Raw genomic sequence first — 26,332 nt, 5'->3', positions numbered from 1 at the left:
AGTCCTCCTTGGTACTTAAATTCGAGGTCATTGCAATGACACTCTCTATCGTACCAAGAGGGCTCTATTTTTGTACAACCGATTCTAGCCCCACTTATCCTCAAATTTCTTTATATACAGGAATGCTTTTTAATTTCTTTCTTCTTACGGGGCAGTTACTTCATACGGTTTAGCATCTGCCTCATTCTTTTCCATCTCCTTTGGTTATCTCCCCTTTATGACTACATAATTCATTTAGGTGCTACCAGTTCAACCTTTATTCTATCTGGATCTTCAAAGTAAACAGCATATTGATCGTTACCACCAGCATATGGATGCCTGTCGGTATAAAGTATGTGTACCTCTTTTAGCTCCAGCATTGCTGTTATATCATCAACATGCTTCTTTGACTCAGCGTGAAATGCAAGGTGGTTAAGTCCCACACGGCGTCTGTGGTATGGAAGGTCAAGAAATCGTTCCTCTGCCTGTACGAAAACAATGTACGTTTCACCCAGTTTCCAGCTGCAGCCATTATCCCATTCCTGAAACAAATGATATCCCAATTCCTCTAAAAACCAACCCCAAAAGTTTGCTGTAGCAGTTAAATCGGAAACATATAGCTCTATGTGATGAATCAGTCCCTTCGGCAATTTTTATCCCCTCTCCCATTACTATACTTTGCTATACCATGCGATTTCCGGCCTCGATGCCGGATAACCGTTCGCTGCACGTATGCCTTTCGCTCCTCCGTAAAATCAAGCCATTGTTTCGTGGAGCCGGAATGATCCACATGATGGATGACACATCTGATCTGATCCTCGACGCACGGATCAACCCAATACCCCAGATCATGCTCAAGCTGATCCAGTAATACAGCGCCATCTTTACCTTTTAATTCCTCGAGACTATAAAACCCGAGATTATCGACAAGCGTATCAGCAAATTTATATCCGATTGAGGGAATCTGCTGAAACGCGGCTAAAGCCCTGATTTGCCTGGCACGACTCCCTGATGTCTCTAAAACACGGGTCAATTCCGGCGTTTCAAGTTCATGGATGTCACTTAATCTGATTTTAGCTTTTCGCAAATGCGCTTTTTCTTCTGGTGTTAATGGCAGTTTCGGATTTTTAGACAATTCAACCACCACTTTCATAATTATTCACCGCAGCAGTTTATACATATAATACTCATTCGCAGGCTCCCCGTCGATCATCAGCGAATGCACCTTTTCGCCTTCAATTTGAAAACCCATTTTCTGATAGAGCTTCACGGCTTTGACATTAGCTTTAATGACGGTCAGTTCCAGTCTGGTGATGCCAATACGACCTGCCCATTCAAGCACCGTGTTCATCAGTTTCGTTGCAATGCCCTGTCCCTGAAACGCGTCATGAACACCCAGGGCAAGATAAGCCGAATGCCGGTTGCGTCTCATCTTGCCGCCGAATGCTGCGATGAAGCCGGCGAGCTGCCGGTCCGTTTCCGCTACAAAAAAGACAGACCGTTCTTCTGAGGAAATCCTTTCGATGGCCTGTCTTTGCTGTTCGGCGGTTAAGTTTCGTTCACCGGGCTCGTGCAGCATGAATCCGGATTCATCGATTCGTTTGTTTAATTCTAAAAACACTTCTGCATCACTTGTTTCAATTGGTCTGATGTTCATGTTTGCCTCCCCATACATCTGCTGTCTTCTATTCTGTAATTTTCCCTTCGCTCGTCAACTCTTCAGGCTGAACACCTTCACTCTCCCCATCTGATTGATTCTGGCTCTTTTTCAGCCCGTCTCCTTTGGCTTGTTGTGAAAACTGAAATGTATAATTGCGCACGCCGTCGATTTCAGCAATCGCCATCGGATAGGTAAGCACTTGGATGTTGACGCTGCCTTTTTGCGGCTCAACGACCTTATATGTCACGTTCACCGTTCCCTCGCCCGCCTTGGACGCCGGCGAAACAATTTTCTCAAGCTGCATCTCATCAATTTTTACAGCATAGCCACCGGTAGACTTTTGGCCGAGCATGATAACAACATAAGTTTTCCCATCAGCATGAAAAACCTTTTTCGTTTCCTCATTCCGATTCTTTTCAATCCACTTTTGTACTCTTTCAGGCGCGTCATCCGCTTCGATTGTCCTGAATGAGAGCTCCGTTTTTTCTCTTGCAATTGGTCCTTCTTCACTCATTGTCTCACCCTCCGTTGTTCCTGAACCACAGCCAGTTAATGATAGAGTTAGCAAAATCATTAGTAGGACATTGAATAAAACATGCCGTTCCATCAGTGGATACCCCTCTCAGCTATATTACGATTTCCAGCTGAATCCCGTGAATCCTTTAAAAGGGAACTGAAATGTGATCCGTTCATAACTTATAAGGCTTTTTCCATTTTAATATTTGTTTCGGAATATCCCATTTTTTCATATAAGCCTCTTGCTGCTTGGTTGTGACCGAAGACGTGAAGCCCTATAGTTTCGAAACCTATTTTTTTAGCTATCATTTCAATCTCTTTCATTGCTTGCTTACCATAACCGTTACCCTGGTTGCCTTCCCAAATGTTAATGTCATAAATAAACCCTTTTTCATTCGTTCTTTGTGCCAGCCAAATCATCCCCACATTTTGATCTCCATCACGAACTGTAAATAGATAATTGTGTTCAGTTTTTTCTCCTTCAGGCAATAACTTTTCATGTTCCTCCGTTGCCTTACTGATTGCCTCTTCTTGTTTCCAATTGCCAGACTTAACCTGCTCATTTGCAAAGTTTTTAATAGCATAACTCAAGTATTGCTGATATTCAATTGAATTCATTTTTTCTAATGTAACCGTCACTTTCTGTCTCTCCTTATAGTTTCAGAGCTGAATTTTCCTGAATCTAAGTACTTTTCTTCAAAGTTCAAAGGGTGGTCAGCTATTCCCGTTTGGAGAAGATCATTGTTTAAAAATAACATCTTTGATTTCACTCAATAACATCGCCTTAACTGCCGTTTTGAATGTGACAGACGTCCAACTTATACCATATAGATTGCCAATCCTTTGTCTTAATCCGATCTTCATAAACACGCGCACGATCTTTGTTCTCCCTGAAATAAGGTGTCGGCATTATCCGCAGATGAATCGCATCACTTATTCCATGGGGTGCAGCTAAAATCAGCTGGCCCGTTTCATCAAGCCTTACCCCCAGTGCTGTAGCGGTTTCCGGGAATTTAGATATCGCATCGACAGAAGACGTATAGGGCGGCAGATCATTTCGGAGGTGCATTCTTGCTTCATTTTTGACTGACCACGGAACATCCGGAAGCAAACTGCTTAGCTCCTTCTCCAATTTTTTCTCCACTGACGCATTTAAATTCGTTTCATCGAAATAAATCACATCGACATCCGGAAGTGGCGTGCGCCGGGTGAAATCATGCAATGTATCCCATATTTTCGAACGGACAAAACCGGCGCAAATCCACCAATCCGGGAGTTTTAACATAGCAACCGATTTCAAGACATCCATCATCCATTGATCCTGTTTAACCAGTTCGAGTACGTCTGTTTCGTTTTGAAGGTTCACGGTTAATCTATTTTTCATCTGTTCTTCAACCCTTCCGCCGGTTCCCCATGCCTTTAAACATATACCGAATACCTTTTCCGGCAAGCGGCTCATCCTCGTACCTTGGCAACACGTGTAAATGCGCGTGGTGAATATGCTGACCGCCAACTTCGCCGCAATTCCAGCCAACATTATAGCCATCGGGATGAAAAGTTTCATCGATATATTGTTTCACATCCTGAAGAATTGTGTATGTGGCACGCCATTCCTCAGGGGTTAAATCAAAAACCGTTTCCTGGTGTGCTTTCGGGACAATCAGACCGGCACCCGCCAGCTGCCCGCCTTTCACCCTTGCCTGTTTCAGCTGCAAAAACATACAGTAGTCATTGCTTAACACGATTTCCTGTTCTGATTCCATTTCCGGATAACAAAAAACACAATCTCTTTCCATAAAACTTCTCCCTGCCAACTGGTTAACCGCAATCACTCATCAGCTATTGTTATCGGTCATGATGATGAGCCCCCGACCGTCATTTCCTTTCTGTCATTATAATACAAACAGAATTGATTTGCAGTTTCGACTTTTGGTAATGATCCGTTATCATAATGGAACCAAACAAGTTTTATAAGTGAATACAAATAAGTATTGTTATATGTGTCGCGCCATGATATAGTCATGGTGTGACATAATAAAGGATGAGATTAATGAAACAGACAAAATTGATGAGATCATACATTCCAATGACCGAAACCGCATTTTATATCCTACTTTCGCTGACTGAACCCCGTCACGGATACGGGATTATTAAGCATGTTGAACACCTGACAAAAGGCAGGATCCGATTGGGTTCCGGGACGGTTTATGGCACACTGACGAAAATGCAACGGGACGGTCTTATCACGGTCTTTGCCGATGAAAAGCGCAAAAAGATTTATGAAATTACCGATCCGGGCAGAAACATCATAAAGATAGAAATTGATCGGCTTAAAGAACTCCATGAGAACGCCTTACGATTTGAGGGGGAATTTTAATGATTCTGAAACAGTTCAAGCCCTTTTGGAGTTATGATATTACCAAAACTGAAAACTGGCTCACTTCCATGGCAGCAAAGGGTTGGCATTTTGCGGAACTAAATATATTTACACGGCAATTCTTTTTTGAAAAAGGGGAACCTAACGAAGCGACATTTCGTATTCAATATGACAAGACCGCCGAAGTTCCTGTATCTATAGAGGATAGCGGCTGGGAGTATGTTTATCAGCGTCGTAAATGGAATATCTTACGTAATCAAGATCCTGCAAGTGGTATCAGTGCATTTCCGGTTCGAGATGGTATCATCAAGCGGAATTACATCTTGAGAAATGTATTCGGCGGTATCTTTCTTTATCATCTCTTTACGTTTATTATTTTTCTTTTTATAACCGGATCCATTCTCTTATCCAGCGAGGGTGGTAGTTTCAAAGTCGTTGGAAGCCCTTTTTGGATCCTAACAATTACCGCCTGGATTCTAATGTGGACATTCGTGCCATATTCGGCATTCAAACTCCATCAATCTGTCAAACAACTTTCCGATTTTTCGAAAGCAACTGATTTTGAGATGCTTCCCGCCAGCAAAACCGGCAGCATCATAACAAAATGGAAATTCGGCTGGAATTATGAGCCGGATAAGCTGGAACAATGGCTCGAAGAAATGGAACAAGCTGGTTATAATCTGATGCGCATCAGCACGGCTGGGCTTAAATTCCACTTTGTGCAGGGCACACCACGAAACGTTAGCTATTGCGTAGATTTCCAGAATACCCGGCACCAACATTACTTTGATATACACAAAGAAGCAGGATGGCTACTGATGTACACAAGTGGTTCTTTTCAAACCAAATGGGCCATCTGGGCGAAAGAATATCAAGACGATGAAGAACCGCCACAGTTGTATAGTGACAGTGAGCACATGCTGAAACATGGCAGAAGGATTGCTCTGACTAATTTTGCGATATTTGGCCCGATCATCGTTATGTACATCGGTTTGATTGTCATGAATATTAATCTCGCACAAACGCGTGGAATGGATACACTCGATTGGACGATTATCATCTTGTTTGGGATCGTCATTATTGAAGACGGCTGGCTGCTGATGAAATCAGGTTTTTACTATCGGCGGATGAAACATCGACACAAAAATAAGTGAAGTTCCATTTGGTAGAAACAGTATAAGTCAGTAACATTATAAGGAGACATCACCATGTTTTCGACCAGCCCATCACTGGACTTATATTCATATGAGGATACAAAGCGTTTTGTGGAAAATGTTCTGATGAACGGGACTTCATCCAAAAGCTATATCATTGTTGGAAAAGCACAGCAAATTCCAATCGGCATAACGTCCTTGATACACATCAATTTTAAAACCGGAACGCCGAATGTGTGATTGATATCGGCGAGAAAGACTATTAGGGGCAGGGCTACGGCACGGAAGCACTTCAGATCCTATTAAGTTATGCATTCCGGGAACTGAATCTGCATCGCCTATCGTTACGGGTGTTTTCGTTTAATGAAAAAGCCCTCCATTTATACAAAAAACTGGGCTATCAGGAAGAGGGCAGAAGCCGGGAGTGTCTGTACAGAAACGGGCAATGGCACAATATCATACTTATGGAGATGTTACAGGAAGAATACCCGCTGTGAGTGAGACATATTACCGTTGAAAATATGTAAAAGTATTCCCTGGAGGTGACAGAATTGTTTGACCAAATCAATCAAAAAAAGCGCATTTAGACGCACACCGGCCACTGCCAACGTATACATTGAAGAGTCTCCGTGAAAAATTGCTGCTTGAATGGACCTATAATTCCAATGCTATAGAAGGGAATACATTAACCCTGAATGAAACAAAAGTCGTACTGGAAAGCATTACCGTCGGCGGGAAAACGATGCGCGAACACTTGGAGGTCATTAACCACCGTGATGCCATTATGTATGCAGAAAAAATCGTAAAAAACCGCGAGACACTCTCAGAATGGCAAATTAAAAACATACATCGCTTGGTACTAAAAGAAATTAATGATGAATATGCAGGTGTTTACCGCGACCAGCAAGTCTTTATTTCAGGTGCAGAGCATACACCGCCAGCCCCGCTTTTTATCCAGGAACAAATGGAACAGCTCATAAAATGGCATGAACATGAGGCGGAAGAGCTGCATCCGATCACCCGCGGCGCCATACTGCACGCTATTTTTGTCGGGATCCATCCATTTATTGACGGCAATGGCTATGTATCACGCTTATTATTAAATTTGGAACTTATGAAAGAAGGCTTCCCCCCTGTTGTCATCAAAGTTGAAAACCGATTGACTTATTACAAAGCGCTGGATAAAGCCCATACCCAAAAGGCATATCATGATTTTATTCAATTAGTTGCAACGGAAGCAGAGGATTCTTTGGACTTGTATTTAAAGGCTGTCAACTGACAAATCCCCCTGGGTAATTGTGCGGATTATCATGCGGAAATGCTGTTGACAAGCAAATTTCAAACGGGCGCTCCTTCCCCGATAAGGATTAGCGCCCAATTTACATACAGATAGAGGTTCGCCTATCAATAATAAAGCGTACTGTGTCACTCCTGTTCTGAAACAGGGCTATCTGCTCGGGTATGACTCGCATCCACCAGCTTCTTCCGTCTATAGTACAATGTGGCGATCAAAGCGGCTTCACCGGCAACAAACAAGCTAAGTCCCAGAACCAATCCGCCAAAGAAGACCGCCTCATCAATACTTAGAGCATAAAGGAACCAACCGAACAGCGCACATGCACACAGAAATAGATTCATAACACTTGATATAAAAACCTGCGAGCCAAACCATCCGGTCGCCTCAATTGCTTTCCAGCCGTAAAGCAGGCTGACGGCCAATGCTATCAAAATGACTAAAATAAAAATGATAATAGCTGAAGCACTGCTGCCCTCCAATGTCATATTACTTTAACACCTGCCTTTTAGCTATATTATGTTGGAATGTGGCCTTTCAATTCTCTTCCCGTTTCCACTTAAAATAATTATACCAAATTTGCAGGAGTGCCATGAGATTCAAAATCACAATAAGCGTCTCTTTCAACCACCACGAGAAAGATACCGTTATGAAGATAGCCATTAAGATGAGAAAACTGACGGGAATGATCCAAAGCGTACGGATCAATTTCCGGCCAGTAGATTAGTTTAAACTGATCAAGCTGCTTTAAAACCATATAGCTTGGTTAACAAAATAAAAAAGCAGCACCAACCCTGTCCACACGAGAACAAAACGTACAGGCCCAGGGATTCGTAATAATTTTGATGTCAAGTACTGCCCAAAACGGTTGCCATTGGCGTGTTCACGGTCTCTCATTCAATCACACCCTCATCAACAGCCAGGAGCGCACCAACCGCACCGCTATAGTCACCATGCTGCAAAAATACCGGCTTTTTCCCAATCATCCAGGCATATGTTTCAATAATCTCCCTTATGATCGGATTGTCACGGAATGATGAACCGACATAGACGATTGAATCGGCATTATAATGGGCCGCCATCTGACTGCTGATCGTGACAATCACTTCACCGATCAAACCGATAATAGATGCCAGTGTATCCTGTTGTGTTGGAGGATTCTGCATCATGAATGCTGTTTTTCCGAGGTTACTGGCGGTCAAATCTCCGGAAATCGGTGGCACCGCACCTTCAAAAATATCCTTCACTTTCAGATCCACATTTCCCCGATTACCAATGCCGGCAAGTCGCACAATCTCATCATAATCCGTCATGCCAGTGGTCAGATACGCGAGCCCCATGAGCGTTCCGCCGCCGATACCGGATCCGCCAACCCGCTCCTGTGTGCCATTTTTAACATAATGCATGGATGTCCCTGTACCGATATTTACAAATAAAAAGTGACTCCCAAGCGAATGCCCATCCTCATCTGCCAGATAGGTGATCCCCCGTGTGGTGGCCTCAAATTCGAGCACGGAATGTGTAGATACATCCAGTTCTTCGGCAAATACCTGACTCTTCCCGCCGGTTAAACATATCTTCGGATTTCTAAAGTGATCGTTAACCCACGAGGCAGCCTCACCAATGTGCTGTGTCTGAAATGAGCGGTAACGGATTGTTTCCTCTTCCAGATAGGAAATTTTTATAAGCGTTCCGCCAGCATCGATACCTATTTTGGTTGGCTTCATGATTATAATCCCCTTAAATTTACAGATTGCGCAATTATTCCCTGCATTTTATTTTTAGCGATATTTTTCCCGGACACCCATTCATCAAAATTAATATCCAGCACTTGATCACTCCCGGCGATCGCCGTCAATAGCCTTGCATCCTCATAACTGTAGGAAAAGGTATGCAGTGTGCCGAACATCTCCTCATAGTCAGTATAGAAAAGCGGTGAAGCCTTGTCATGAAAATGATCAAACGCTTGCCTTTGGGTCAACTTTTTTTCTCCCATCGATTGTATATAGATATGCCGGTCAACAGAGTTCGTAAGGTCAGGCCTGTTTTGATATTGAAGGGATTCTTCCTGAAAATGATTCGTGCACGTTAATAACGTTGGGGCACGCCGGACTTCAACCTTATCAGGGCTCGCTTCCACAACGGCAGCATGACCATCTTTATCCCCCACAGAAAAATTATAGCAGGCAGCATGCGGTATTTCCCGCAGTATATCGATCGCCTCAGACACCGTTGCACATGTATCCAGTACCATCCGGATGGCCGTCCAAGCCGATAAACCTGTCGTATAGCCATTGTTGCTCACAAAATGCAGCCCGGCGACAAGCCCGTGCTGATTAACACCATCATGTCTGCCGAGCACCTGCAGATTGTACCCCGCAGACGCAAAGGCCTCTTCCGGCTGCAGCAGGCTGAAGTAACCATCATAAAGATCGGGCGAAAAATCATAATTCCTTACATAATAACTATCCGTGAGCATGGCCGAACAGCCCAATGCTGCAGGTCTTGGCACATCGTATCCGCCAAATAATGCGGCCGCTTTGTCCCATGGAATATTCAATCCGTCCGTGAGCCCCTCCAATTCCTCCAGCAAATGTGGCGCAAATGATTGGTAAATCGCCTTCATATTGTCCGTATCAATTGCCGGGCGGGTAATCGTTTCGAACAATCGCGGGATTCGGGTGCCCCTCACCTGCTGACCTAATTTAACTCCTGTTTGATACGAATTTCCTCTATACTGAAAAATAGTCACATTGAAATCAGACATCCCGGCCCCCCTTTGTTAAAATATGCTATAAGATTCTGTTTTTCTAATTGTCATTATACCACATAGCATTTACCTGAGTGAACATTCAGTATATTTTTGATCAGCCATGCTTAACTGTGTTCATTTCTTGCAAAATCCCTTATACTATCCATAAACAAATGACCGCCAGCGCATTGCACTGACGGCCGTGTTCAATTGCCTTCAGGGTTGCACACTGCATCATGGGGGTTATTGTTTAAGTCAGGAGTTATCACCACTATCCGGACATATTTTATCAATCACTTTCGAAAGCGGGGAATATCGATGAGTTTTGAAACGAAAGCCATTCACGCCGGTCGTTCAGTGGATAGAACGACGAGCGCCGTGACCATGCCAATCCATCTCTCAACCACATTTGAGAGAGCTGAGGATGGCACTTATCCAAATGAATTTATCTATAGCCGGGAAAACAACCCGAATCGCCAGGCTTTGGAGCATTGCCTTACATCCCTTGAGGATGGACATGATTGTGTCACGTTTGCTTCAGGGATGGCCGCTATCTCGTCTGTGATTGAAGCACTTCCTGCCGATAAACCACGACGGGTCATTATGCCAAATGATATGTATTACGGGATTCGTTCGCTTCTGTCAGATACAGACATCGGCATCAATTTTGATATTGATGTTGTTGATATGACCGATCTTAATCAAGTTGAAAAGGTGGTGAAAAAGGCACCGACTGGATTGGTATGGATTGAGACACCATCGAATCCGCTTGTGAAGGTTACTGATATTGCAGCAATTGCCGGGATAGTTCAGCAGGCCGGGGCTTATACCGTTGTTGACAATACGTGGGCAACGCCGATTTTACAGCGGCCGCTCTCCCTTGGCGTTGATTTTTCGATACATGCCGCGACGAAATATATTGGCGGTCATAGTGATCTCATGATTGGCGCAGTTATCGCAAAATCCGATAGCCAGATGCTAGCCAACCTCCGCGCCTGGCAGCATGCAAAGGGAGCTGTGCCTTCTCCATTCGACTGTTGGCTTGCACTAAGAGGCGTGCAATCACTCGCCCCACGTATGGCAACCCACTGTTCCAATGCAGCAGCTATTGCAGACTTTTTAAATCAGCACCCAAAGGTCGAAGCCGTCCATTACCCTGGTCTTGCTGACAATCCGGGATACGCTATTGCAGCACGTCAAATGGATTCATTCGGCGGCATGCTGTCGTTTCAGGTAAAGGGTGGCGAGCGTGAAGCAATGACTGTTGCGGCAAAGGTCCAACTGCTGATTCGCGCGACAAGCCTGGGTGGAACACACAGTTTGATTGAACACCGTGCTTCCGTTGAAGGCAGTACAACAACTGCACCACCTAATCTCCTGCGGCTGTCGATCGGACTCGAACACGTGGATGATCTCAAAGAGGATTTAGCGCAGGCACTGGGATAGGGGGAGAGGGGGCCCTCCTCCCCCTATTTACAATTCCCAATCGGATGCCTGCACACACCAAGCGGGACCTTCATCATCAAAAAACGCTGTTGGCACAGCAACATGAACGGCTTCTTTTAACATAATCATTCCTTTTGTGCTTCCATCCCGTTCACCGCAGTCTATTCCCCCATGTACGGGTTAAAGATTCACTCCATGCTGGATTTATTGCGTCACAATATCCTACACCCACCACCCAGCAAACAATGGAGCAATCACCGATACCACCATCGCACTCACTACCATTGCGATGGTACTCACCGAACCCTCGAACGAATCACGCTCCATGGCAATGGCGGTCCCAATAGCATGGCTCGCACTTCCGAGACCGACTCCGGTGCCGGTATAATGATAGATACGGGTAAATTTAAGAACAAACGAACTTAGCATGGAACCGCCAATGCCTGCAATCATGACAAACACAGCAGCCAATGACTCAACTCCTCCCATACCGGATGCCACTTCCATTGCAACTGGCGTGGTTGAATTCTTTGGTATAAGCGAATAGATCACTTCCTCGCTCACACCCCACCATTTGCTTAGCAGAATGCCACTGGAAATGCCGATTACTGCACCGATAACAGTTCCTGTCAGAATCGGAAAAGTCAGCTGTTTCATCGTATCCCGATGTTCATACAAAGGATAAGCCAAAGCGACTACAGCAGGTCCGAGAAGATGGTTAATCCACCCACCGCCAATCATATACGTCTCATATGGAATCTGAAAGAAGAGCAAACTCAAAACGAGTATCAATGTAGCGATAATAACCGGAGCCAGAAACGTATAACGCCATTGCTGGTAAATCTTCAGCCCAATGAAATAGCAGATAATCGTCCCAATCACTGCAGTTAAGCCAATGATAAGATTACTCATTCCCATGACTCCTTTCTTTAGACTTGATCAGTAATTGACTCACACTCCCCGCAGAGACCATCACCATTAAGGTACTTACAAGGCCAATAAATACGAGTAACAGGCCTCCCCCTGAAAACAAATCCAGATAATTGATAACACCAACCGTTGCAGGAATGAAAAACAACGCCAAATGCTTAATAAAAAATCGTGCGCCATCCTCCACCCAGGGAGCCTTAATGATACCTGTCATGAGCAGGATAAACAGAAGAATCAAACCGATGACACTTCCCGGAATAAATAGATTAAATAATTGCTGAATCCAAGTTCCCATTATATATATACCGTACAACACGCCAATATGAAGGCCTGTTTTCATAGCATTCACCAATCAAGGTCACCCCATTTGTTGTCATTCAATGCTACCCAGTATAGCAAAAATGCCAGATTTACAGAAATATAACTATTTACATGGACAGAGTAAATGGCGTTTTTTCACAAAAAAGTCGGGAAGGATGGGAAGGGTTGGACAGCAAGTAAAGTAGCCAGTCCTGAAGATGAATCATACGCTACCTAAGCGAAGGAAATATACGGCGCCGCCACTCCTTGATTGTAAACATTTATCGTGTGATTTAAATTGCTCAGTTGATGAATAGGTGGCAGGTCCCTGTTCGTAAATCATGCCAAATCCCGCAAGCGATCCTTACAGGCAAGCAGTCTCGAATAAGTCAGCTGTGACCTGCTCGATTTCGTTCTTTAACAATCAAGCGAAAACATCCTGCAAATCCGCTTCCAATCCTTCAAATATAACGGAACGAACTGTCTGATGGGCACTTTTTGAATAGACTTTGGTGCCCGCAATGTCATTGTCCTTCAGCACGTAAATCATAATCTGCTCGTTGATTGGGTCGACAAGCCAATATTCACAGACACCGCACTGTTTTATATAAATCAAGCTTTGTCAGCATATCCTTACTTCTTGTGGAAGGTGATAAGACTTCCACCACAAGCGTTGGCGCACCCTTATATTTGCCTTTCTCATCCAGATGGTCCTTGTCACAGATGACGAGAATATCCGGCTGGACCACATTGATGTTGTTTTCCTCCTTAACGAACGTTACATCAAACGGGGAAGTGAGCGGCTCACAACTTTTCCCTTTAAACCAGTTATGGAATGCGGCATATAGCTCACCAACCGCATGCTGGTGCTTATAGGAAGGAGATGCCGGGTTGTAGATGACACCGTCAATTAATTCAAATCGCTGTTCCGATGTCTCCGTCAATTCCAGAAATTCCGCATACGTCACCCAATCACCCGAAGATCGGTATTCCGGCTGCTCTTCTCTGACAGATTCTGTATCAGGACAAGGCAGGATTTCCGCCGCATCTTTTCCGCTTTTCGTTACAATGATTTCCTCACCGGCTTCCACGAACTTCAAGTATTTCCCAAAATTATTTTGCATTTTGGTTGAAGGCACTCGCATTTCAAACACATCCTTAGCTAATAGCGCAGTCCTTAATTAGCTAAAATTATGTTCGTCATTATCAACTTCAATCAGGTAAACCTTTTCCTGAAATCCGCCTCGTTCGGTAAATTTCTTTTTTCTTGCTGCTTCTACAGCTCTGAATCCTTTTCCATGAATGGCTGATAAGGCATGTATGATTTCCAGAACATCAGAAAGTTCTTCAACCGCTGATTCATCGTTTTCTGCTTGTAAATACTCATGTACTTCTTCTTTTAATTTTGTTTTTAATTCCTGGAGATACGTTGATTGATCAAGCCTTTTAACCTTGCATGTCTCCCCATTTCTTTCGATGATTTCCGGAATCTTGTCCCGAACAAGTTTATGATAAGTTGGCATTTTCTCTTCTCCTTTTCCAAGCCTTCAACAAATTGACATTTCAGGGTGGTACAAGTATCCCCCCGCTCTAAAATCGATTAAAAAAATTGATTTTAGGTGTTTATTGATAATATATTAACGTAAACTTTTTACACATTTGTTTCATCCGGCTCCTGATAAACCTTTCTTCAAAACGCATGCTCTCCCTATTATTTTAAGTCAAAATAGAAAGTTTTCAATGGCTTTCTGAATTCTCATGATTTTAATTTTATGACAGCTGACGTAAAATGGAATCAGTTTGAGAAAAAGGATGAATGTCATGACCAACATACATGTGGATATCGCTCAATTTCGCGGCAGCCATTATGATTTTGGCTATAAGCAAGGGCTCATGCTGCAGGGTTCCGCTGTGCTGCATAACCGTCAGGGCAACTGGCGCATCCGGCAGCCACGTTTCAAAATTGATGAACAGGAGGCCAAAAATGCCTTTATGCGATTTGCTCCTGGCATTTGGGATGAATTGGTGGGGCTCGGTGATGCACTGAAAATGCCGATGGAGGATGTACTGCGTGATTTCGGCCATTACCGTGTGAATGCAAAACCGGGCGGCTGCTCCATTTTGACAGGCGGTGACTTTATGGTGCGCAATTATGATTATCACCCGCTCACCTATGACGGGCGCTACAGTCTTTTCCAGCCGTCTGACCAGGGCTATGCCATCATTGGGCCAGCATCACGGATCACCGGACGTATGGACGGCATGAACGAAAAGGGCCTGGCGATGGGCTATAACTTCATGCAGCGCCGCAAGCCTGGTGATGGGTTTATTCCATATATGATCGGAAGGATGATTCTGGAAACGTGTGCCACCGTTGATGATGCAATGCAGCTGTTGAAAGAAGTCCCCCATCGCGGGTCGTTCAGTTATGTGGTATTGGACCAGCATGAACAGACATATGTGATTGAAGCATCGCCACGATCAGTGGAAGTGCGGCCATCCAATATTTGCACAAATCATTTTGAACTCCTCCAGCATGAAAACCGCCATCATTTGGACGACTCAAAGCGCCGCATGGCAATCATCGAGCAGGAGGCGAATACCGGGATCAAAGCTCAGGATGCTTTCCGACTCATGAATGACAAGGATAAAGGCGTCTTTTCCGATCTGTATAAAAGCTGGGCTGGCACGATTCATACGGCTGCTTATTTTCCAAAAGACCTGAAGGCGTGGTTTGCCTTGGGTGGCAATCAGGAACCGGTTGAGTTTGAGTTCGCCGACTGGCTGAAAGGTGAATCTGTCGCTGCCGAGCCGATTCACGGTGTAATCGATACCGATTTAGGGATTGCGAATATGGACTGACTGTAAAATACCTCTCTTCTGTTACTGAATTGAAAGTTATATGAAGAAGATGCATGAAATCACAATTTTTTTGATTTCATGCATCTTTTCGTGTCCCGATTTGATTACAATTCAAAAGAATGCTGTTAGGTCACTGCGCAAAACCAGCGATGTATGGCCGGCCTCTTTAAGTTTAAAATTTGTTTTCAGGTACGTCTATCACTTTTTCGCACGAGTTGGATTGGTCTCTGGCTTCGGACGGGTTTTCCTGTCTTCTCTTTAGTACGATTTGATCGTTTCCATAAACAGCTTCCAAAATTTATCCTGATCCAGCTTGCGGGCAAATTGGACATTCGGATTCCGGTCCGTTACGCCTTTAAAATCAACAACAGTCATGCCATACGTAAATTCACCTTTTGTTTCCACATCCACCCGTATATGTTCCAGCTCAAACATCGATGGATCAATTAGATAAGCGACTGGGCAAGGGTCATGCAGGGCTGCACCTGCAAACTTTCCTTGGTAAGCGCCGGAGTAAAACGCGATCATATCGGAAACTGCTGTGGCAACCGGATTGCCAATACCTTTTAGTTCATCTGGTTTATCAAGTGTTGCCAATGCCTGATGTGTCACGTCCAGTCCGAACATCGCAATCGCCACGCCACTTTCAAATACCATGCGGGCCGCTTCTGCATCCGCATAAATATTAAATTCCGCTGCCGGCGTACGATTGCCGTATGTACCCCCGCCCATCAAGGCGATTTCCCTGATTTTCAAAATGATACGCGGTTCTTTTCGAATGGCCAGTGCAATATTTGTCAGTGGACCAATTGCCACAAGCGTGATGTCCCCTTCAGAAGCCATTAACTTCTCGACGAGCACATCCACTGCATGCTCGTCAGCCAGTTTCTTAACCGGCTCTTCCGGCAGAGCTGTTCCGTCCAGGCCGCTTTTTCCGTGTACATCGGAAGCCACTAATTGTTGACGGACGAGTGGCCGGTTAGCGCCCATCGCCACCGGGACATCGTGCAGCCCAATCAGGTCGCATATGCGCAGTGCATTTTTTGTATTTTTATCAACACCGACATTACCGGAAACCGTTGTGATCGCTTCTATTCGCAAATCACTCACATGTGATGCGGCCATAATGATTGCCATTGCATCATCAATTCCAGGATCACAATCAATGATGATCCTCTTATTCATATACCTTCACCTCATATCTCAGTATGCAACGCTTTACGACATTTAAAATCCCAAATACAAAAACACCAAAAGCACCCGCTCCTGGTGTTATCAAACAATTAAAGATTTCTCAGCGAATCCGTAATTTCTGTCTCGCCCGAAATCAAGTCAAACGCCCGTTTATACGTGTGCTCTTCTGTCAACGAGGTCACAACTGTTTTCGCGACATCTTCACGTGGGATCGAACCGCGCTCGTCCAGGTTTTCGGCTATCTGCACTTCACCTGTTCCAACTTCATTTAACAGTCCGCCCGGCCGCACAATGGTGTAATTCAGATTGCTTGCCTCGAGCATTCTGTCGGCATAGTGTTTAGCAACATAATAATGCCGGATTTTTTCATTCCAGTTTTCGCGATTGTTCGCCTGCATGGCACTTACCATGACGAAACGGTCTACACCTGCTTCTTCAGCCGCTTCGATTGATTTGACAGCTCCATCCAGGTCAACGAGCAACGTTTTATCAGGTCCGGTACTGCCACCTGAGCCCGCCGTGAAAACGACCGCGTCACAGCCCTTTGCTGCTTTTACGATTGACCGTTTGTTTCCTTCCAGGTTCGCGATGACGGCGTCGATCCCTTTCTTCTTCAGCTCTTCTGCCTGTTCCTCTTTCCGGACCATTGCCCGCACAGTATGTTCATCACTATTTTGTATTTGTTTCACGACATGTTGTCCAATTTCACCATTTGCGCCTATTACCAATACTTTCATCCGGTCCACTCCTTCAAGTTTAGATTTTGTCCCAGTGTAAATATCCTTAAGAATCCCACCAGGCCTACAAATAAACCAATATGTTCAAATGTGGGATAACGGGTGCTGATACTCCGTTTAGATATTAATATTATTCCAAATAGACAGCATCATGACAACTTTTCTGCCTTTTTTATGAGATGATCTATCGAGTTCGTATAGCATATTATCCAAACCCATTATGGTTTCGACATATTATTATAGACCACTTGGTGTCCGTTAAAACATCTGCTTTTTTTGTATTATAATATATCTACTTCACAACCGGAACCCTAAATCCTTTGATTACGAATATTTTAAGCTACAGAACAAACAATGCAGAGACATTTTTCTGGAGGAATCGAACCATGGGAAATGAACCCACTGTTAAACTGACATCCGCTGAACTGTCACAAGTCTGGACTTCCTATCAAAACGATACAGCTTCCATATGTATTCTGAATATTTTTTACAAACGGCTGTAGATCCTGATGTACAGGCCTTATGAAATATTCGGAAAATCGTGCAAACCTCCTGATTGACCATGGCTGGATGAAGGAGCCGCCACGTGCGAGTGACCGGGATGAACTGGCGAATAATTAGAGGCGAGCTACAAATTAGAACAACCTGCATTCACGCGTTCCTTGGACACATGTAATCCCGTACCACTTTTTAGGTGACACGGGATTTTTTGGATTGTCTTATTTTTTCATCATGTGATGACCCTTAAAGAACATTTCTTGCTTATTTTCAAACGGATACAGATTCTGTTCCTTGGCCTCTTCAGCGTGAGTCGTCATAATCTCATCGAACAATTTTGCAGAACCTTTACTTTCCGTTTCAATCCCTAATGCCTCAGCTGTTTGAATCGTTTTCTGTTCATGAATGGCCTTTCTCAGTTCCGGGAAATCCTTGTCTTCTGTTGCAATGCCTAATGTATCCGCCTCATGTTTAATCGAAGCTTTAATAACGGCTTGCTTTAGATCTTGTACTTTTTTGCCTTCTATGTCGACTCCCAATTCATCCGCCTTCTGCTTCAATATCTCCTCATAAACATCCTCAGCAAGCATCTGGGGGTCTTTTCCTTTCTGCTTGATGCCCAGTTCCTCGGCTTTTTCCTTCACTTCAGCATGGTGGACTTCTTTGGCAAGCTCTTTGACGTCTTTGTCATCCGTTTCGATTCCCTTTTCCTCTGCAGCTTGCTTTATTTTTGCCTCAGCAACCTCTTTGGCCAGTTGCTCGTTATCCTTGCCTTCTGTTGCAATCCCAAATTCCTTTGCCTCGATCATTAGGAAAATTTGGTGGTACGTCTCGTTATTGTCATCCCTCTCTGCTTCTTGTTCGTGCAAGTCCTCAGCAAACCCTTTGTAAAAAGCGGATACAGACGACACACTTGTAAACAGCATCAGGGCTAGTGCTATCAGGGTAAACAAGTTTTTCATGACCGATTCATCCTTTCATACGAATTTTTTGCGACAAAGTTTAGTATCCCCTGAAACGATAAATCCATGAAAAATTAACGGTTCTTTTGTGCTTGCCCGGGTTCCAGTTTCGATACCCAGTTCCCACCGCCTGGCTCGTTTATGTTTGGCTCGCGGCCGTTGATATTCCGGCTCCTACCCTCGATATTGGCGTCGTTACCGTTGATGTTCCGGCTCCTACCCTCGATGTTGGTGTCGTTGCCGTTGATGTTCCGGCTCCTACCCTCGATATTGGCGTCGTTACCGTTGATGTTTCTGTCTCTACCCTCGATGTTCTTTCCACCACCGTCGATATTCGGGCTTCCACCTTTGATGTTCTCGTCGCGGCCGTTGATGTTCGAGCTTCTACCGTCGATGTTCACACAATAAAACTTGCGGCGGGGGCAATCGGCACGCAACTTTTGCAGGTGCCAAACGATATCATCCATATTTGTCCCAAATTCCATCCATAAAAAAGCAGTGTGACTTGTTACCACACTGCTTTCCATTTAGCCGTCCTTCAATCATCTTTTTGATCGACATACTCATTTAATTGCCTGCCATGGGTACTGCTGTTTTTATATTGGCTTTTGCGGCCGTTTCGATGCTCACCATGATTTTTATTTTCCTTGAATTGGTTGTTCTTGTTCGGCATGTTGTCTGCACCCCTTTCATTGGCTAGCTTTTGAATGAGGGGCATTGTCTATGCAGGGCTACTTAAACCAGCCTTTTTCCTTAACTTTTGAAATGGCTTCGATCCGGTTCGTTACTTCCAGCTTATCGAGGATGACCGAAACATAATTACGGACAGTACCATTTGTTAAATAAAGCCCGTTCGCAATTTCTTGTGTATTTTTCCCGTCTGCAATTAGTTTAATCACCTGCTTTTCTCTTTCAGTCAGCGGGTTCTCGTTGTCATAGACCATATCGACCAGTTCAGGAGCATAAATACGTCTACCGTCCATAATTGTCCGAATTGAACTTGCCAATTCCTCGCTGGGGCTGTCTTTCAATAAATAACCACTAACCCCGGCCTTTCGTGCGCGTTCAAAATAGCCTGTACGGGCAAAGGTTGTTAAAACAATTACTTTGCAGGGATGATCCTTTAATACTTCCGCAGCATCGAGTCCGCTTTTCAAAGGCATTTCAATATCCATAATACAAATGTCAGGCTTGTACCGCTCGACCAGCGTCAGGGCCTCCACACCATTTCTTGCTTTACCGACGACCGTCATATCTGCTTCCAGATCAAGCAACGACCCCAGTGCACCAAGCAGCATACTTTGATCTTCCGCAATCACAACGCTTATCACGACAAGCCCTCCTGTTCCGTTCGAATTAGAACACTTGGCACCCGAATGGTAAGGGTTGTACCACTCCCCGATTCAATCGCCAGACGGCCATTCACAAATTCCAGCCGTTCTTTGATTCCCTGAAGGCCATTTTCTGAATACCAATTGTTACTTTTCGTCATCCCGATCCCATTATCCTGCACCTGTATCAGCGCCTCTTCCGGTGTTTGTTTGATCGTAACATGGCAGGCAGCAGCGCGGCTATGCTTGACGACATTTGTGACAGCTTCCTTTAAACACATACTTAAGACATTTTCCACCAATAGTGATGTGTGTTTAAGCTTCGGGTCCCCTTCCAAATGAAATTCGATTCGGGCAGCTGTCAACACTTGGCGGACACGGGTGACTTCATCGCTTAGTTTTGAGCCTTTCATATCGGAGACCATCTCACGGACTTCCTTTAATGCTGTTCGGGCTGTTTGGTGGATATCCTCAATCTCACTCGTTGCTTTATCAGGCTTCACTTCAACTAACTTGCCTGCCAAATCACTTTTCAATCCAATGAGGGAGAGCTTTTGCCCCAGTGTGTCATGCAGATCACGGGCAATACGCTGACGTTCTTCCAGGACGGCCATCCGGGAGAGCTTCTGGTTGGCGTCTCTTAATTCGCTTTCCAGTCTTTCCTGCTTGTTACGGTGATAAAGCGTGATGGGCAGCAAAATCACACCGATGACACTGAAGGTAATAAACGGAAGCTGCGCCATGAAGATTTCACTTTGGGTGAAAAAGCCAATCGTAACAGCAGCCGCAGTCGTGACAAGATTGATCATATAAAGTGTCATAAACCGAATTTTATGCTGTAAATTTCCAATATAAAATGCCAAAAATAATGCAAAGTAGACATAGCCTAAAAATACTGTCATCACAATGCTGATGACCATTTCAATACTGACTGACAAATAAACCGTCCAGCTTTTTGAAAGGAACGACACGCGGTATGCCGTGAAAAACAGCAATATCATTAAAATACCGAAGACAATTTCCCATGCACTGGAGGTCCGGAAGATGAAATAAAAAGGCAAAACACAAAATATAATCCACGCATAGATACTAAGCCCCGTGTTTTTCGGAATGATATGATACCATTTCTGCATACCAGCCCCTCCTTTCATGCTCCATTAATTATATCAAAAAACAGGACCCTCCTATACAATCAAAGAGGGCCTTTCGCGAATGAATTTAATTTTCCTGAAAACGTGTCCCGATCTGTTGCCTTTTGCGCAGCAGTTCTTTCACCTCTTTAAAGCTTACAAACGACTTGCTCGCTTCATCATACAACCGGAAACGAATCGATTTTAAACTGGACACTAACGTGATCGTTGTTGCCTTTTTTAATGGAGGCGTGGATTCGTGCGCTTTTTCCAAATGATAATTTGGAACTCTTGGACTTAAATGATGTACATGATGGAACCCGATACTGCCCGTGATCCATTGCATGACTGTCGGCAGCTTGTAATAGGAGCTGCCATCCACAGCAGCTTTAACAAAATCCCATTCGTCTTCATTTTCAAAGTAGGAATCCTCAAACTGATGCTGGACATAAAACAGCCAAATGCCCAGTGAACCTGCTATAAAGATAATCGGCATTTGTATGATAAGAAACGCCTGCCAACCGATCGCCCAGATTAACACTCCATAAATCGCGACAACGGAAGCATTGATGAGATACGTGTTCAACCGCTCCTTCCGTTTCGCTCCTTTACGGTTAAAACGATTCGATAGGAGAAACAGGTAGAACGGACCCAATCCGAACATGACAAGTGGGTTCCGGTAAAGCCGGTAAACCAGCCTGCCCCAAAAAGAAGCGGCAGCGTATTCATCGACTGTCATTACCCACACGTCGCCGGTGCCGCGTTTGTCCAAGTTACTGCTGGTGGCATGATGAATGGCGTGACTTCGCTTCCATTTTTCAAAAGCAAACAGTGTCATGATCCCCGTAATCGTCCCAACAATCCGGTTTGCCTTGGGGTTTTTGAAAAAAGAACCATGTGTACAGTCATGAAAAATAATAAAGATCCGAACAACAAATCCTGACGCCACAACCGCCAGTGCAAGTGTCAGCCAAATCGATACCGACAAACTCTGGTAGGCCAGAAACCAAATCAGAAAAAACGGCAGAATCGTATTAATAAGCTGTTGGATACTTGCTTTCTTATCCGGAGTCGCAAAGGCTGCGACACGCTTTTTTAAATTGGCTTGTTTTTGTTTACTCATAACGGCCTCCTCGGGTGGTGTGATTTTTCGTCAATCATCCTAGTCTACATGGTAGCGAAAACAAACGAGCTGTAGAAGTCATAAACGTCAAGTTGTGACTATGACAAATGTCATATATTTTGAAAAAACCGAGGCAGATGATTCTATAACTCATTAAAAAAACTCGCATTCACTCGTTCTTTAGTGAATGAGTAGTTTTTCTTAAAAGATAAGAATGTATAAAATTTTCGGCTATATGAAGCTCTTTGTCAGCAATAGCCATGGCCAGCTTCGACGTACAGGACGTACTCGTGCCGGCGTTGGCACAGGACGTGCCGAACTTAGCCGGCCAGCGCCTGTCCCCTCAAGGTCTTAAGCAATCATTTTACGTAGCAAAAACCGCCACTACAAATGCTTGCTCAAGCTTTTCGTGGGCGAACAAGGCGCCCTGCGCTTTTCTTATAAGGTCACCCATAACCTATACATTATGACGATACAAAAAGCCGATCAGCGACTGACCGGCTTTTATACCTTATACTTATCGAATTAAAATAGACCAAATGCCGATACGAGCAAAAAGCCGAATACGGCAAGCAATACAGAGCCAATTAAGCCAGCTGTAAACGACTTAAGCCCGAGCCGCCGGAATGTGCCGATATCCACACCCAAGCCAATTCCAGCCATGGCCATTGCCAGAAGCAGGTAGGCCAGGTTGACGATTTGATCTGCCGCCTGCTGAGGGACGACCCCGAGTGAGTTAATTGCGCTGACGGCAAGGAAGCCAAAGATAAACCACGGTATCGTTGACCAGGAAAACCTGCTTCTGGCAGTTCCCTCATTGTCACCCCGAAAGAAATAACCGATCAACAAGACGACCGGGACAAGCAATGCCACGCGTGTCAATTTAACGATTACCGCAATGTCGACCGCTTCATCGCCACCCGCTGCAGCCGCTGCTACAACATGGGCAATTTCATGCAATGTTCCACCGGCAAAAATACCGAATCCGTTCTGGGACAGGTCAAGAAGTGAATAAAGAAATGTATAGACGAGCGTGAACAGCGTGCCAAGTACGGCAATCGTGGCGACTCCGACAGCTGTCTCGTCATCTTTAGCCTTCACTTGTGGGGCAATCGCCACAATGGCTGCCGCGCCGCAAATGGCTGTACCACCTGCTGTTAGAACCCCCAATTTTTTATCAACACCCATCCAACGCGAAATCACAAAAACGACGATAAAGGCAAATGTTAGATTGAGTGCAGCAATCATAAATACATTCCAGCCGGCTTCATATATGTCCACCAGATTCAGCCGCATGCCGAGCAGGATAATACCAAATCGCAGCAACTTCTTACTCGAAAAGGTCACACCCGGCGTCACACCGGAAGGAACGCCAAACGCTGACCGCCAGGCAATCCCAATCAATATCGCAATCACCAGCTGACCCATAATCGATAGAAATGGCAATTGGGACAAAAACTGAGCGATCAAAGCAATCACAAGCGTAATTAGAATCCCCACGGTAAATAAAACAGCGGGATGTTTAGTTAATGACTGTTTCATGGATGTACACACCCTTTTTAAAAAATGTTCTTTTTTCACTTTATCGAAGGCATTGTTATTAGTAAAATACATATTAATGATTGTTGTGATTAATATTTTTAATAACAAGGAGACGTAAAGATGTATTATGATGCGCTCAGAACGTTTGTTACGGTTGCGGATCAACAAAATTTTACGAAGGCTGCTACGAAACTGAGGATTTCGCAGCCGAGTGTCAGCCTGCATATTAAAAACCTTGAAGAGGAATTCCAGACGGAGTTGTTTATACGCAGGCCGAAAAAGCTGACGATCACGCCAACTGGTGAAATGTTGTATGATCGAGCCAAACAGATTCTTGCCGTGTATGAACAGACACGCCAAGACATTCTTGAACATCACCAGGCCGTGAAAGGAGCCCTCAAAGTCGGCGCGAGTTTCACGATTGGTGAGTATATTGTACCCTCCCTATTTATGCAGATGCGTGAAAAATTCCCGGATCTTGACCTTGATTTAGATATCGGTAACACGGCAGAGGTTGTCCAGTCGGTGAGGCGGCTTAACGTCGATATCGGTTTGATTGAGGGTCAGACGAACGATCCGGAACTACAGATCGAGCCGTTCATGGAGGATGAACTGTTCGTCGTGGCATCCGCCAGTCATCCGCTTGCCGAAAAAGAGGAGGTGGAAATAAACGACCTCCATCAGGAAACATGGATTGCAAGGGAGGAAGGATCGGGCACCAGGAAATATCTTGACCATGTGCTCCGCTCAAACGGTCTACAGTCCAAGTCGATGATTACGATTAGCAGCAATCAGGGCGTGAAAGAGTCGGTAATCCACGGAATGGGTTTATCGGTTTTATCGAAAAGTGTGGTGGAGCGAAATGTGAAGCACAACGACCTCGCGATAATCACCATCAAAGGACATTCGTTCAAGCGCCAGTTTTCCTGTGTCTATTCACCGATCATGGCGAAGAAGCGGAATGTAGAGGCCTTTATGGGCATGCTGTATCGTTAGTGCTGTTCCCTGAAAAGTTCTATAGTGAACCAAATGTGACGCTTAAACAATCTGATGGCTTTGGGGACTAGGGGGCACCGTTATGATCAGAAAACGGCGAGGAGCTTAAAGGTACTTAGCAAACGAGAAGAAGCAGACCATTGACTGCTTCTTCTCGTTCGTTCCATACCTTACTAGGTTAGCATCCAAATTTAACTTAATGAACCGACTTTTATGTTGTAGCAGCCGGTGCGGGTCACCTTAGTTTTAAAATTGTTCTTCTTTCTCAACGTTATGTTCATCATCAAAAATGGTAAGTTTGCTTGGCGTATTTTCATTAGCTAATTCTCTGGCCTTCGCAATCGCATCATCTTTTGCCTCGAATTCACCTGCAGGAGCAACGTCCTCCAGCTTCACAATCCACGCAGTTACATCCTGATTTGGCGCTACACTGTATAGTTTCATATGATTTCTTACTCCTTTATTGCTTAATTATAGTTGTCCATTCCCGGCCCTTCTGTTATTGAAACATTGCACAAGAATCTCTGTCCCCACAACATTGGGGTCACCGGTAGTATGGGCGAGGCCAATGACGAAAAACTGATTGATATGCCGAAAAAAGAAGTTAAAATTGCAGAAAAAGCATTCGCAGCAGAGACAAAGGGGATACTAAAAACATGATGCACGTTTGAGAAAACCGATAAGATGTTCCTCACCAAAAAGAAACCGATCCCCAGCATCAACATGTTCGTCACCATACTGTTAAAAAAACAGGCCAATGCAAACACGATACCGACCGTCACCATCATGAACCGCTGCCCGTACTTGTCAATAAACCGGCCGACAAACATCAGGGTCAGCCCGGCAATGAGTGTTGCGCCCGAGTATAAACTGGAGACCTCTGTCCGCGACCAGCCAAAATCATGAATGTACTCATCAATAAATGCTGAATTCGAATACGTCTGGCCAGGGCCCGAAAAGAAAATACCCAGACCGCCGATAAAAACAATGAACCACCCATAGTAAAACGTTTGAAAAAACCTGGATTTTCCTGTCATACAGTATCCCCCTGCATGCGCCGCTCTTTTACAGTCTAAACCAGTTTCTACTCCAAATGGACACCTGACACAAACAAAAAAATGGATATTTCCGCCTCGTATATTCCGTTTACCCGAACAAAAAATAAGTCTGAGGACGATCAGAAAGGAGATTCCAATGAAACGTGATCGTGCGCAGGAAATCATTGAAGGCATTACTATGACAAACGTTCAATACCACGGGTTTCCCGTTTATCTAAAAAAAATAAATGAAGACAATGAGACAGTGACCGTTTTTCCGCTTGATGAGATGGATCATGAACAGGAAGTCGACCTTGATGGCTTATTAGAAGATGGCCCTTCATGAAAAGGAAAGGTGAAGGCTCATGAAACTCAAATGACCCTAAGCTGCAGGAAAGCCATGTCCCCCCGGGGCGTGGCTCACCCCATTTTGATAGAAACAATACTTTTGACAGTACAGTCAAATCAAGATACTGTTTAAACATAAAAACCAATTAATTTTATAGGAATAG

Annotated in this window: 34 protein-coding genes and 1 pseudogene; 9 read left to right on the top strand and 26 right to left on the bottom strand. The window is 44.5% G+C overall.

Annotated features, from left to right (window positions below):
• Positions 1 to 230: 230 nt before the first annotated feature.
• The 7 genes from E4U82_RS12460 to E4U82_RS12430 form a co-directional block, all read right to left on the bottom strand.
• Entirely contained in the window at positions 231 to 629 is a 399-nt protein-coding gene (locus E4U82_RS12460; RefSeq protein WP_135110511.1) for a VOC family protein, read from the bottom strand.
• On the bottom strand, positions 614 to 1,132 hold the full coding sequence (locus E4U82_RS12455; protein ID WP_342447738.1) for a helix-hairpin-helix domain-containing protein: 519 nt from the start codon (positions 1,130 to 1,132) through the stop codon (positions 614 to 616). Before E4U82_RS12455 ends, E4U82_RS12460 begins: the two co-directional genes overlap by 16 nt.
• A gap of 6 nt (positions 1,133 to 1,138) precedes the next feature.
• Complete coding sequence (locus E4U82_RS12450; protein ID WP_135110510.1) at positions 1,139 to 1,636, bottom strand: GNAT family N-acetyltransferase; 498 nt, start codon at positions 1,634 to 1,636, stop codon at positions 1,139 to 1,141.
• Between the two features lie 28 nt (positions 1,637 to 1,664).
• Positions 1,665 to 2,246, bottom strand: coding sequence for a protease complex subunit PrcB family protein (locus E4U82_RS12445; protein ID WP_135110509.1), 582 nt, complete (start codon positions 2,244 to 2,246; stop codon positions 1,665 to 1,667).
• An 89-nt stretch (positions 2,247 to 2,335) separates the two neighbouring features.
• The gene (locus E4U82_RS12440; protein WP_135110515.1) at positions 2,336 to 2,773 is read right to left on the bottom strand and encodes a GNAT family N-acetyltransferase; all 438 of its coding nucleotides are present in this window, start codon (positions 2,771 to 2,773) and stop codon (positions 2,336 to 2,338) included.
• A 166-nt stretch (positions 2,774 to 2,939) separates the two neighbouring features.
• Complete coding sequence (locus E4U82_RS12435) at positions 2,940 to 3,539, bottom strand: nucleotidyltransferase family protein (protein ID WP_167751404.1); 600 nt, start codon at positions 3,537 to 3,539, stop codon at positions 2,940 to 2,942.
• Positions 3,540 to 3,546: 7 nt separating this feature from the next.
• Positions 3,547 to 3,951, bottom strand: a complete 405-nt coding sequence (locus tag E4U82_RS12430; protein WP_135110508.1) for an HIT family protein — start codon at positions 3,949 to 3,951, stop codon at positions 3,547 to 3,549.
• A gap of 254 nt (positions 3,952 to 4,205) precedes the next feature.
• Here E4U82_RS12430 and E4U82_RS12425 point away from each other — a divergent pair, with 254 nt between their 5' ends.
• The 4 genes and pseudogenes from E4U82_RS12425 (at position 4,206) to E4U82_RS12410 (ending at position 6,965) form a co-directional block, all read left to right on the top strand.
• Positions 4,206 to 4,532: a PadR family transcriptional regulator gene (locus E4U82_RS12425; RefSeq protein WP_135110507.1), complete on the top strand. Its 327-nt coding sequence runs from the start codon at positions 4,206 to 4,208 to the stop codon at positions 4,530 to 4,532.
• Positions 4,532 to 5,686: a DUF2812 domain-containing protein gene (locus E4U82_RS12420; protein ID WP_135110506.1), complete on the top strand. Its 1,155-nt coding sequence runs from the start codon at positions 4,532 to 4,534 to the stop codon at positions 5,684 to 5,686. The genes E4U82_RS12425 and E4U82_RS12420 overlap by 1 nt, the downstream gene beginning before the upstream one ends.
• Positions 5,687 to 5,740: 54 nt before the next feature.
• Positions 5,741 to 6,183: pseudogene (locus tag E4U82_RS12415) on the top strand (GNAT family N-acetyltransferase); the annotation flags it as partial.
• A 140-nt stretch (positions 6,184 to 6,323) separates the two neighbouring features.
• Positions 6,324 to 6,965 (top strand): Fic family protein, encoded by a 642-nt coding sequence (locus E4U82_RS12410; protein WP_245183576.1) that lies wholly within the window; start codon positions 6,324 to 6,326, stop codon positions 6,963 to 6,965.
• Positions 6,966 to 7,111: 146 nt separating this feature from the next.
• Here the strand turns inward: E4U82_RS12410 and E4U82_RS12405 are convergent, their stop codons facing one another.
• The 3 genes from E4U82_RS12405 to E4U82_RS12395 form a co-directional block, all read right to left on the bottom strand.
• Entirely contained in the window at positions 7,112 to 7,468 is a 357-nt protein-coding gene (locus E4U82_RS12405; protein WP_135110504.1) for a hypothetical protein, read from the bottom strand.
• Between the two features lie 405 nt (positions 7,469 to 7,873).
• Entirely contained in the window at positions 7,874 to 8,707 is an 834-nt protein-coding gene (gene coaW, locus E4U82_RS12400) for a type II pantothenate kinase (RefSeq protein WP_135110503.1), read from the bottom strand.
• Between the two features lie 2 nt (positions 8,708 to 8,709).
• The gene (locus tag E4U82_RS12395) at positions 8,710 to 9,747 is read right to left on the bottom strand and encodes a C45 family autoproteolytic acyltransferase/hydrolase (RefSeq protein ID WP_135110502.1); all 1,038 of its coding nucleotides are present in this window, start codon (positions 9,745 to 9,747) and stop codon (positions 8,710 to 8,712) included.
• Positions 9,748 to 10,050: 303 nt separating this feature from the next.
• Here E4U82_RS12395 and E4U82_RS12390 point away from each other — a divergent pair, with 303 nt between their 5' ends.
• The gene (locus tag E4U82_RS12390; protein ID WP_135110501.1) at positions 10,051 to 11,178 is read left to right on the top strand and encodes a trans-sulfuration enzyme family protein; all 1,128 of its coding nucleotides are present in this window, start codon (positions 10,051 to 10,053) and stop codon (positions 11,176 to 11,178) included.
• Positions 11,179 to 11,400: 222 nt separating this feature from the next.
• Here the strand turns inward: E4U82_RS12390 and E4U82_RS12385 are convergent, their stop codons facing one another.
• The 5 genes from E4U82_RS12385 to E4U82_RS12370 form a co-directional block, all read right to left on the bottom strand.
• The gene (locus tag E4U82_RS12385; RefSeq protein WP_135110500.1) at positions 11,401 to 12,090 is read right to left on the bottom strand and encodes an LrgB family protein; all 690 of its coding nucleotides are present in this window, start codon (positions 12,088 to 12,090) and stop codon (positions 11,401 to 11,403) included.
• Positions 12,083 to 12,448, bottom strand: coding sequence for a CidA/LrgA family protein (locus E4U82_RS12380; protein ID WP_209300569.1), 366 nt, complete (start codon positions 12,446 to 12,448; stop codon positions 12,083 to 12,085). The genes E4U82_RS12385 and E4U82_RS12380 overlap by 8 nt, the downstream gene beginning before the upstream one ends.
• Before the next feature lie 384 nt (positions 12,449 to 12,832).
• Positions 12,833 to 13,024, bottom strand: a complete 192-nt coding sequence (locus E4U82_RS20535; RefSeq protein WP_342447737.1) for a Uma2 family endonuclease — start codon at positions 13,022 to 13,024, stop codon at positions 12,833 to 12,835.
• Positions 12,993 to 13,553, bottom strand: coding sequence for a type II toxin-antitoxin system prevent-host-death family antitoxin (locus tag E4U82_RS12375; protein WP_342447736.1), 561 nt, complete (start codon positions 13,551 to 13,553; stop codon positions 12,993 to 12,995). The genes E4U82_RS20535 and E4U82_RS12375 overlap by 32 nt, the downstream gene beginning before the upstream one ends.
• Before the next feature lie 36 nt (positions 13,554 to 13,589).
• Complete coding sequence (locus E4U82_RS12370) at positions 13,590 to 13,931, bottom strand: nucleoside triphosphate pyrophosphohydrolase (protein WP_135110498.1); 342 nt, start codon at positions 13,929 to 13,931, stop codon at positions 13,590 to 13,592.
• Between the two features lie 298 nt (positions 13,932 to 14,229).
• Here E4U82_RS12370 and E4U82_RS12365 point away from each other — a divergent pair, with 298 nt between their 5' ends.
• Positions 14,230 to 15,270: a C45 family autoproteolytic acyltransferase/hydrolase gene (locus E4U82_RS12365; protein WP_135110497.1), complete on the top strand. Its 1,041-nt coding sequence runs from the start codon at positions 14,230 to 14,232 to the stop codon at positions 15,268 to 15,270.
• 258 nt (positions 15,271 to 15,528) lie between these two features.
• Here the strand turns inward: E4U82_RS12365 and E4U82_RS12360 are convergent, their stop codons facing one another.
• Both E4U82_RS12360 and E4U82_RS12355 read right to left on the bottom strand, forming a co-directional pair.
• Positions 15,529 to 16,455 (bottom strand): nucleoside hydrolase, encoded by a 927-nt coding sequence (locus E4U82_RS12360; protein ID WP_135110496.1) that lies wholly within the window; start codon positions 16,453 to 16,455, stop codon positions 15,529 to 15,531.
• Between the two features lie 98 nt (positions 16,456 to 16,553).
• A complete protein-coding gene (locus E4U82_RS12355; RefSeq protein WP_135110495.1) occupies positions 16,554 to 17,201 on the bottom strand; it encodes an SDR family oxidoreductase in 648 nt (215 codons plus the stop codon).
• 386 nt (positions 17,202 to 17,587) lie between these two features.
• Here E4U82_RS12355 and E4U82_RS20320 point away from each other — a divergent pair, with 386 nt between their 5' ends.
• Positions 17,588 to 17,704, top strand: coding sequence for a DUF3231 family protein (locus E4U82_RS20320; protein ID WP_245183575.1), 117 nt, complete (start codon positions 17,588 to 17,590; stop codon positions 17,702 to 17,704).
• A gap of 216 nt (positions 17,705 to 17,920) precedes the next feature.
• Here the strand turns inward: E4U82_RS20320 and E4U82_RS12350 are convergent, their stop codons facing one another.
• From E4U82_RS12350 to E4U82_RS12325, 7 genes are all read right to left on the bottom strand, one after another.
• Entirely contained in the window at positions 17,921 to 18,661 is a 741-nt protein-coding gene (locus E4U82_RS12350) for a hypothetical protein (RefSeq protein WP_135110494.1), read from the bottom strand.
• Between the two features lie 74 nt (positions 18,662 to 18,735).
• Positions 18,736 to 19,188, bottom strand: a complete 453-nt coding sequence (locus E4U82_RS12345) for a hypothetical protein (protein WP_135110493.1) — start codon at positions 19,186 to 19,188, stop codon at positions 18,736 to 18,738.
• A gap of 11 nt (positions 19,189 to 19,199) precedes the next feature.
• On the bottom strand, positions 19,200 to 19,334 hold the full coding sequence (locus E4U82_RS20475; RefSeq protein WP_280689038.1) for a hypothetical protein: 135 nt from the start codon (positions 19,332 to 19,334) through the stop codon (positions 19,200 to 19,202).
• 58 nt (positions 19,335 to 19,392) lie between these two features.
• Positions 19,393 to 19,992 (bottom strand): response regulator transcription factor, encoded by a 600-nt coding sequence (locus E4U82_RS12340; RefSeq protein WP_135110492.1) that lies wholly within the window; start codon positions 19,990 to 19,992, stop codon positions 19,393 to 19,395.
• Positions 19,989 to 21,125: a sensor histidine kinase gene (locus E4U82_RS12335; protein WP_135110491.1), complete on the bottom strand. Its 1,137-nt coding sequence runs from the start codon at positions 21,123 to 21,125 to the stop codon at positions 19,989 to 19,991. Before E4U82_RS12335 ends, E4U82_RS12340 begins: the two co-directional genes overlap by 4 nt.
• Before the next feature lie 85 nt (positions 21,126 to 21,210).
• Entirely contained in the window at positions 21,211 to 22,245 is a 1,035-nt protein-coding gene (gene desA / locus E4U82_RS12330) for a Delta(5) desaturase DesA (protein ID WP_135110490.1), read from the bottom strand.
• 525 nt (positions 22,246 to 22,770) lie between these two features.
• The gene (locus tag E4U82_RS12325) at positions 22,771 to 23,787 is read right to left on the bottom strand and encodes a YeiH family protein (protein WP_135110489.1); all 1,017 of its coding nucleotides are present in this window, start codon (positions 23,785 to 23,787) and stop codon (positions 22,771 to 22,773) included.
• Between the two features lie 120 nt (positions 23,788 to 23,907).
• Between E4U82_RS12325 and E4U82_RS12320 the strand changes: the two genes are divergently transcribed.
• Positions 23,908 to 24,783, top strand: a complete 876-nt coding sequence (locus E4U82_RS12320; protein ID WP_135110488.1) for a LysR family transcriptional regulator — start codon at positions 23,908 to 23,910, stop codon at positions 24,781 to 24,783.
• 246 nt (positions 24,784 to 25,029) lie between these two features.
• On the opposite strand, the gene E4U82_RS12315 is transcribed toward E4U82_RS12320, so the two are convergent.
• Both E4U82_RS12315 and E4U82_RS20530 read right to left on the bottom strand, forming a co-directional pair.
• Positions 25,030 to 25,227 (bottom strand): DUF2188 domain-containing protein, encoded by a 198-nt coding sequence (locus tag E4U82_RS12315; RefSeq protein ID WP_135110487.1) that lies wholly within the window; start codon positions 25,225 to 25,227, stop codon positions 25,030 to 25,032.
• Positions 25,228 to 25,250: 23 nt separating this feature from the next.
• The gene (locus E4U82_RS20530) at positions 25,251 to 25,820 is read right to left on the bottom strand and encodes an MFS transporter (RefSeq protein WP_342447735.1); all 570 of its coding nucleotides are present in this window, start codon (positions 25,818 to 25,820) and stop codon (positions 25,251 to 25,253) included.
• Between the two features lie 157 nt (positions 25,821 to 25,977).
• On the opposite strand from E4U82_RS20530, the gene E4U82_RS12305 reads away from it, so the two are divergent.
• The gene (locus E4U82_RS12305; RefSeq protein WP_135110486.1) at positions 25,978 to 26,166 is read left to right on the top strand and encodes an H-type small acid-soluble spore protein; all 189 of its coding nucleotides are present in this window, start codon (positions 25,978 to 25,980) and stop codon (positions 26,164 to 26,166) included.
• Positions 26,167 to 26,332: the final 166 nt, after the last annotated feature.

The sequence above is a fragment of the Lentibacillus salicampi genome (assembly GCF_004565465.1).
Taxonomy (GTDB): Bacteria; Bacillota; Bacilli; order Bacillales; family Amphibacillaceae; genus Lentibacillus; species Lentibacillus salicampi.
Note: the sequence above shows the minus strand (reverse complement) of the source record. Positions and strands in the feature narration are given on the sequence as shown.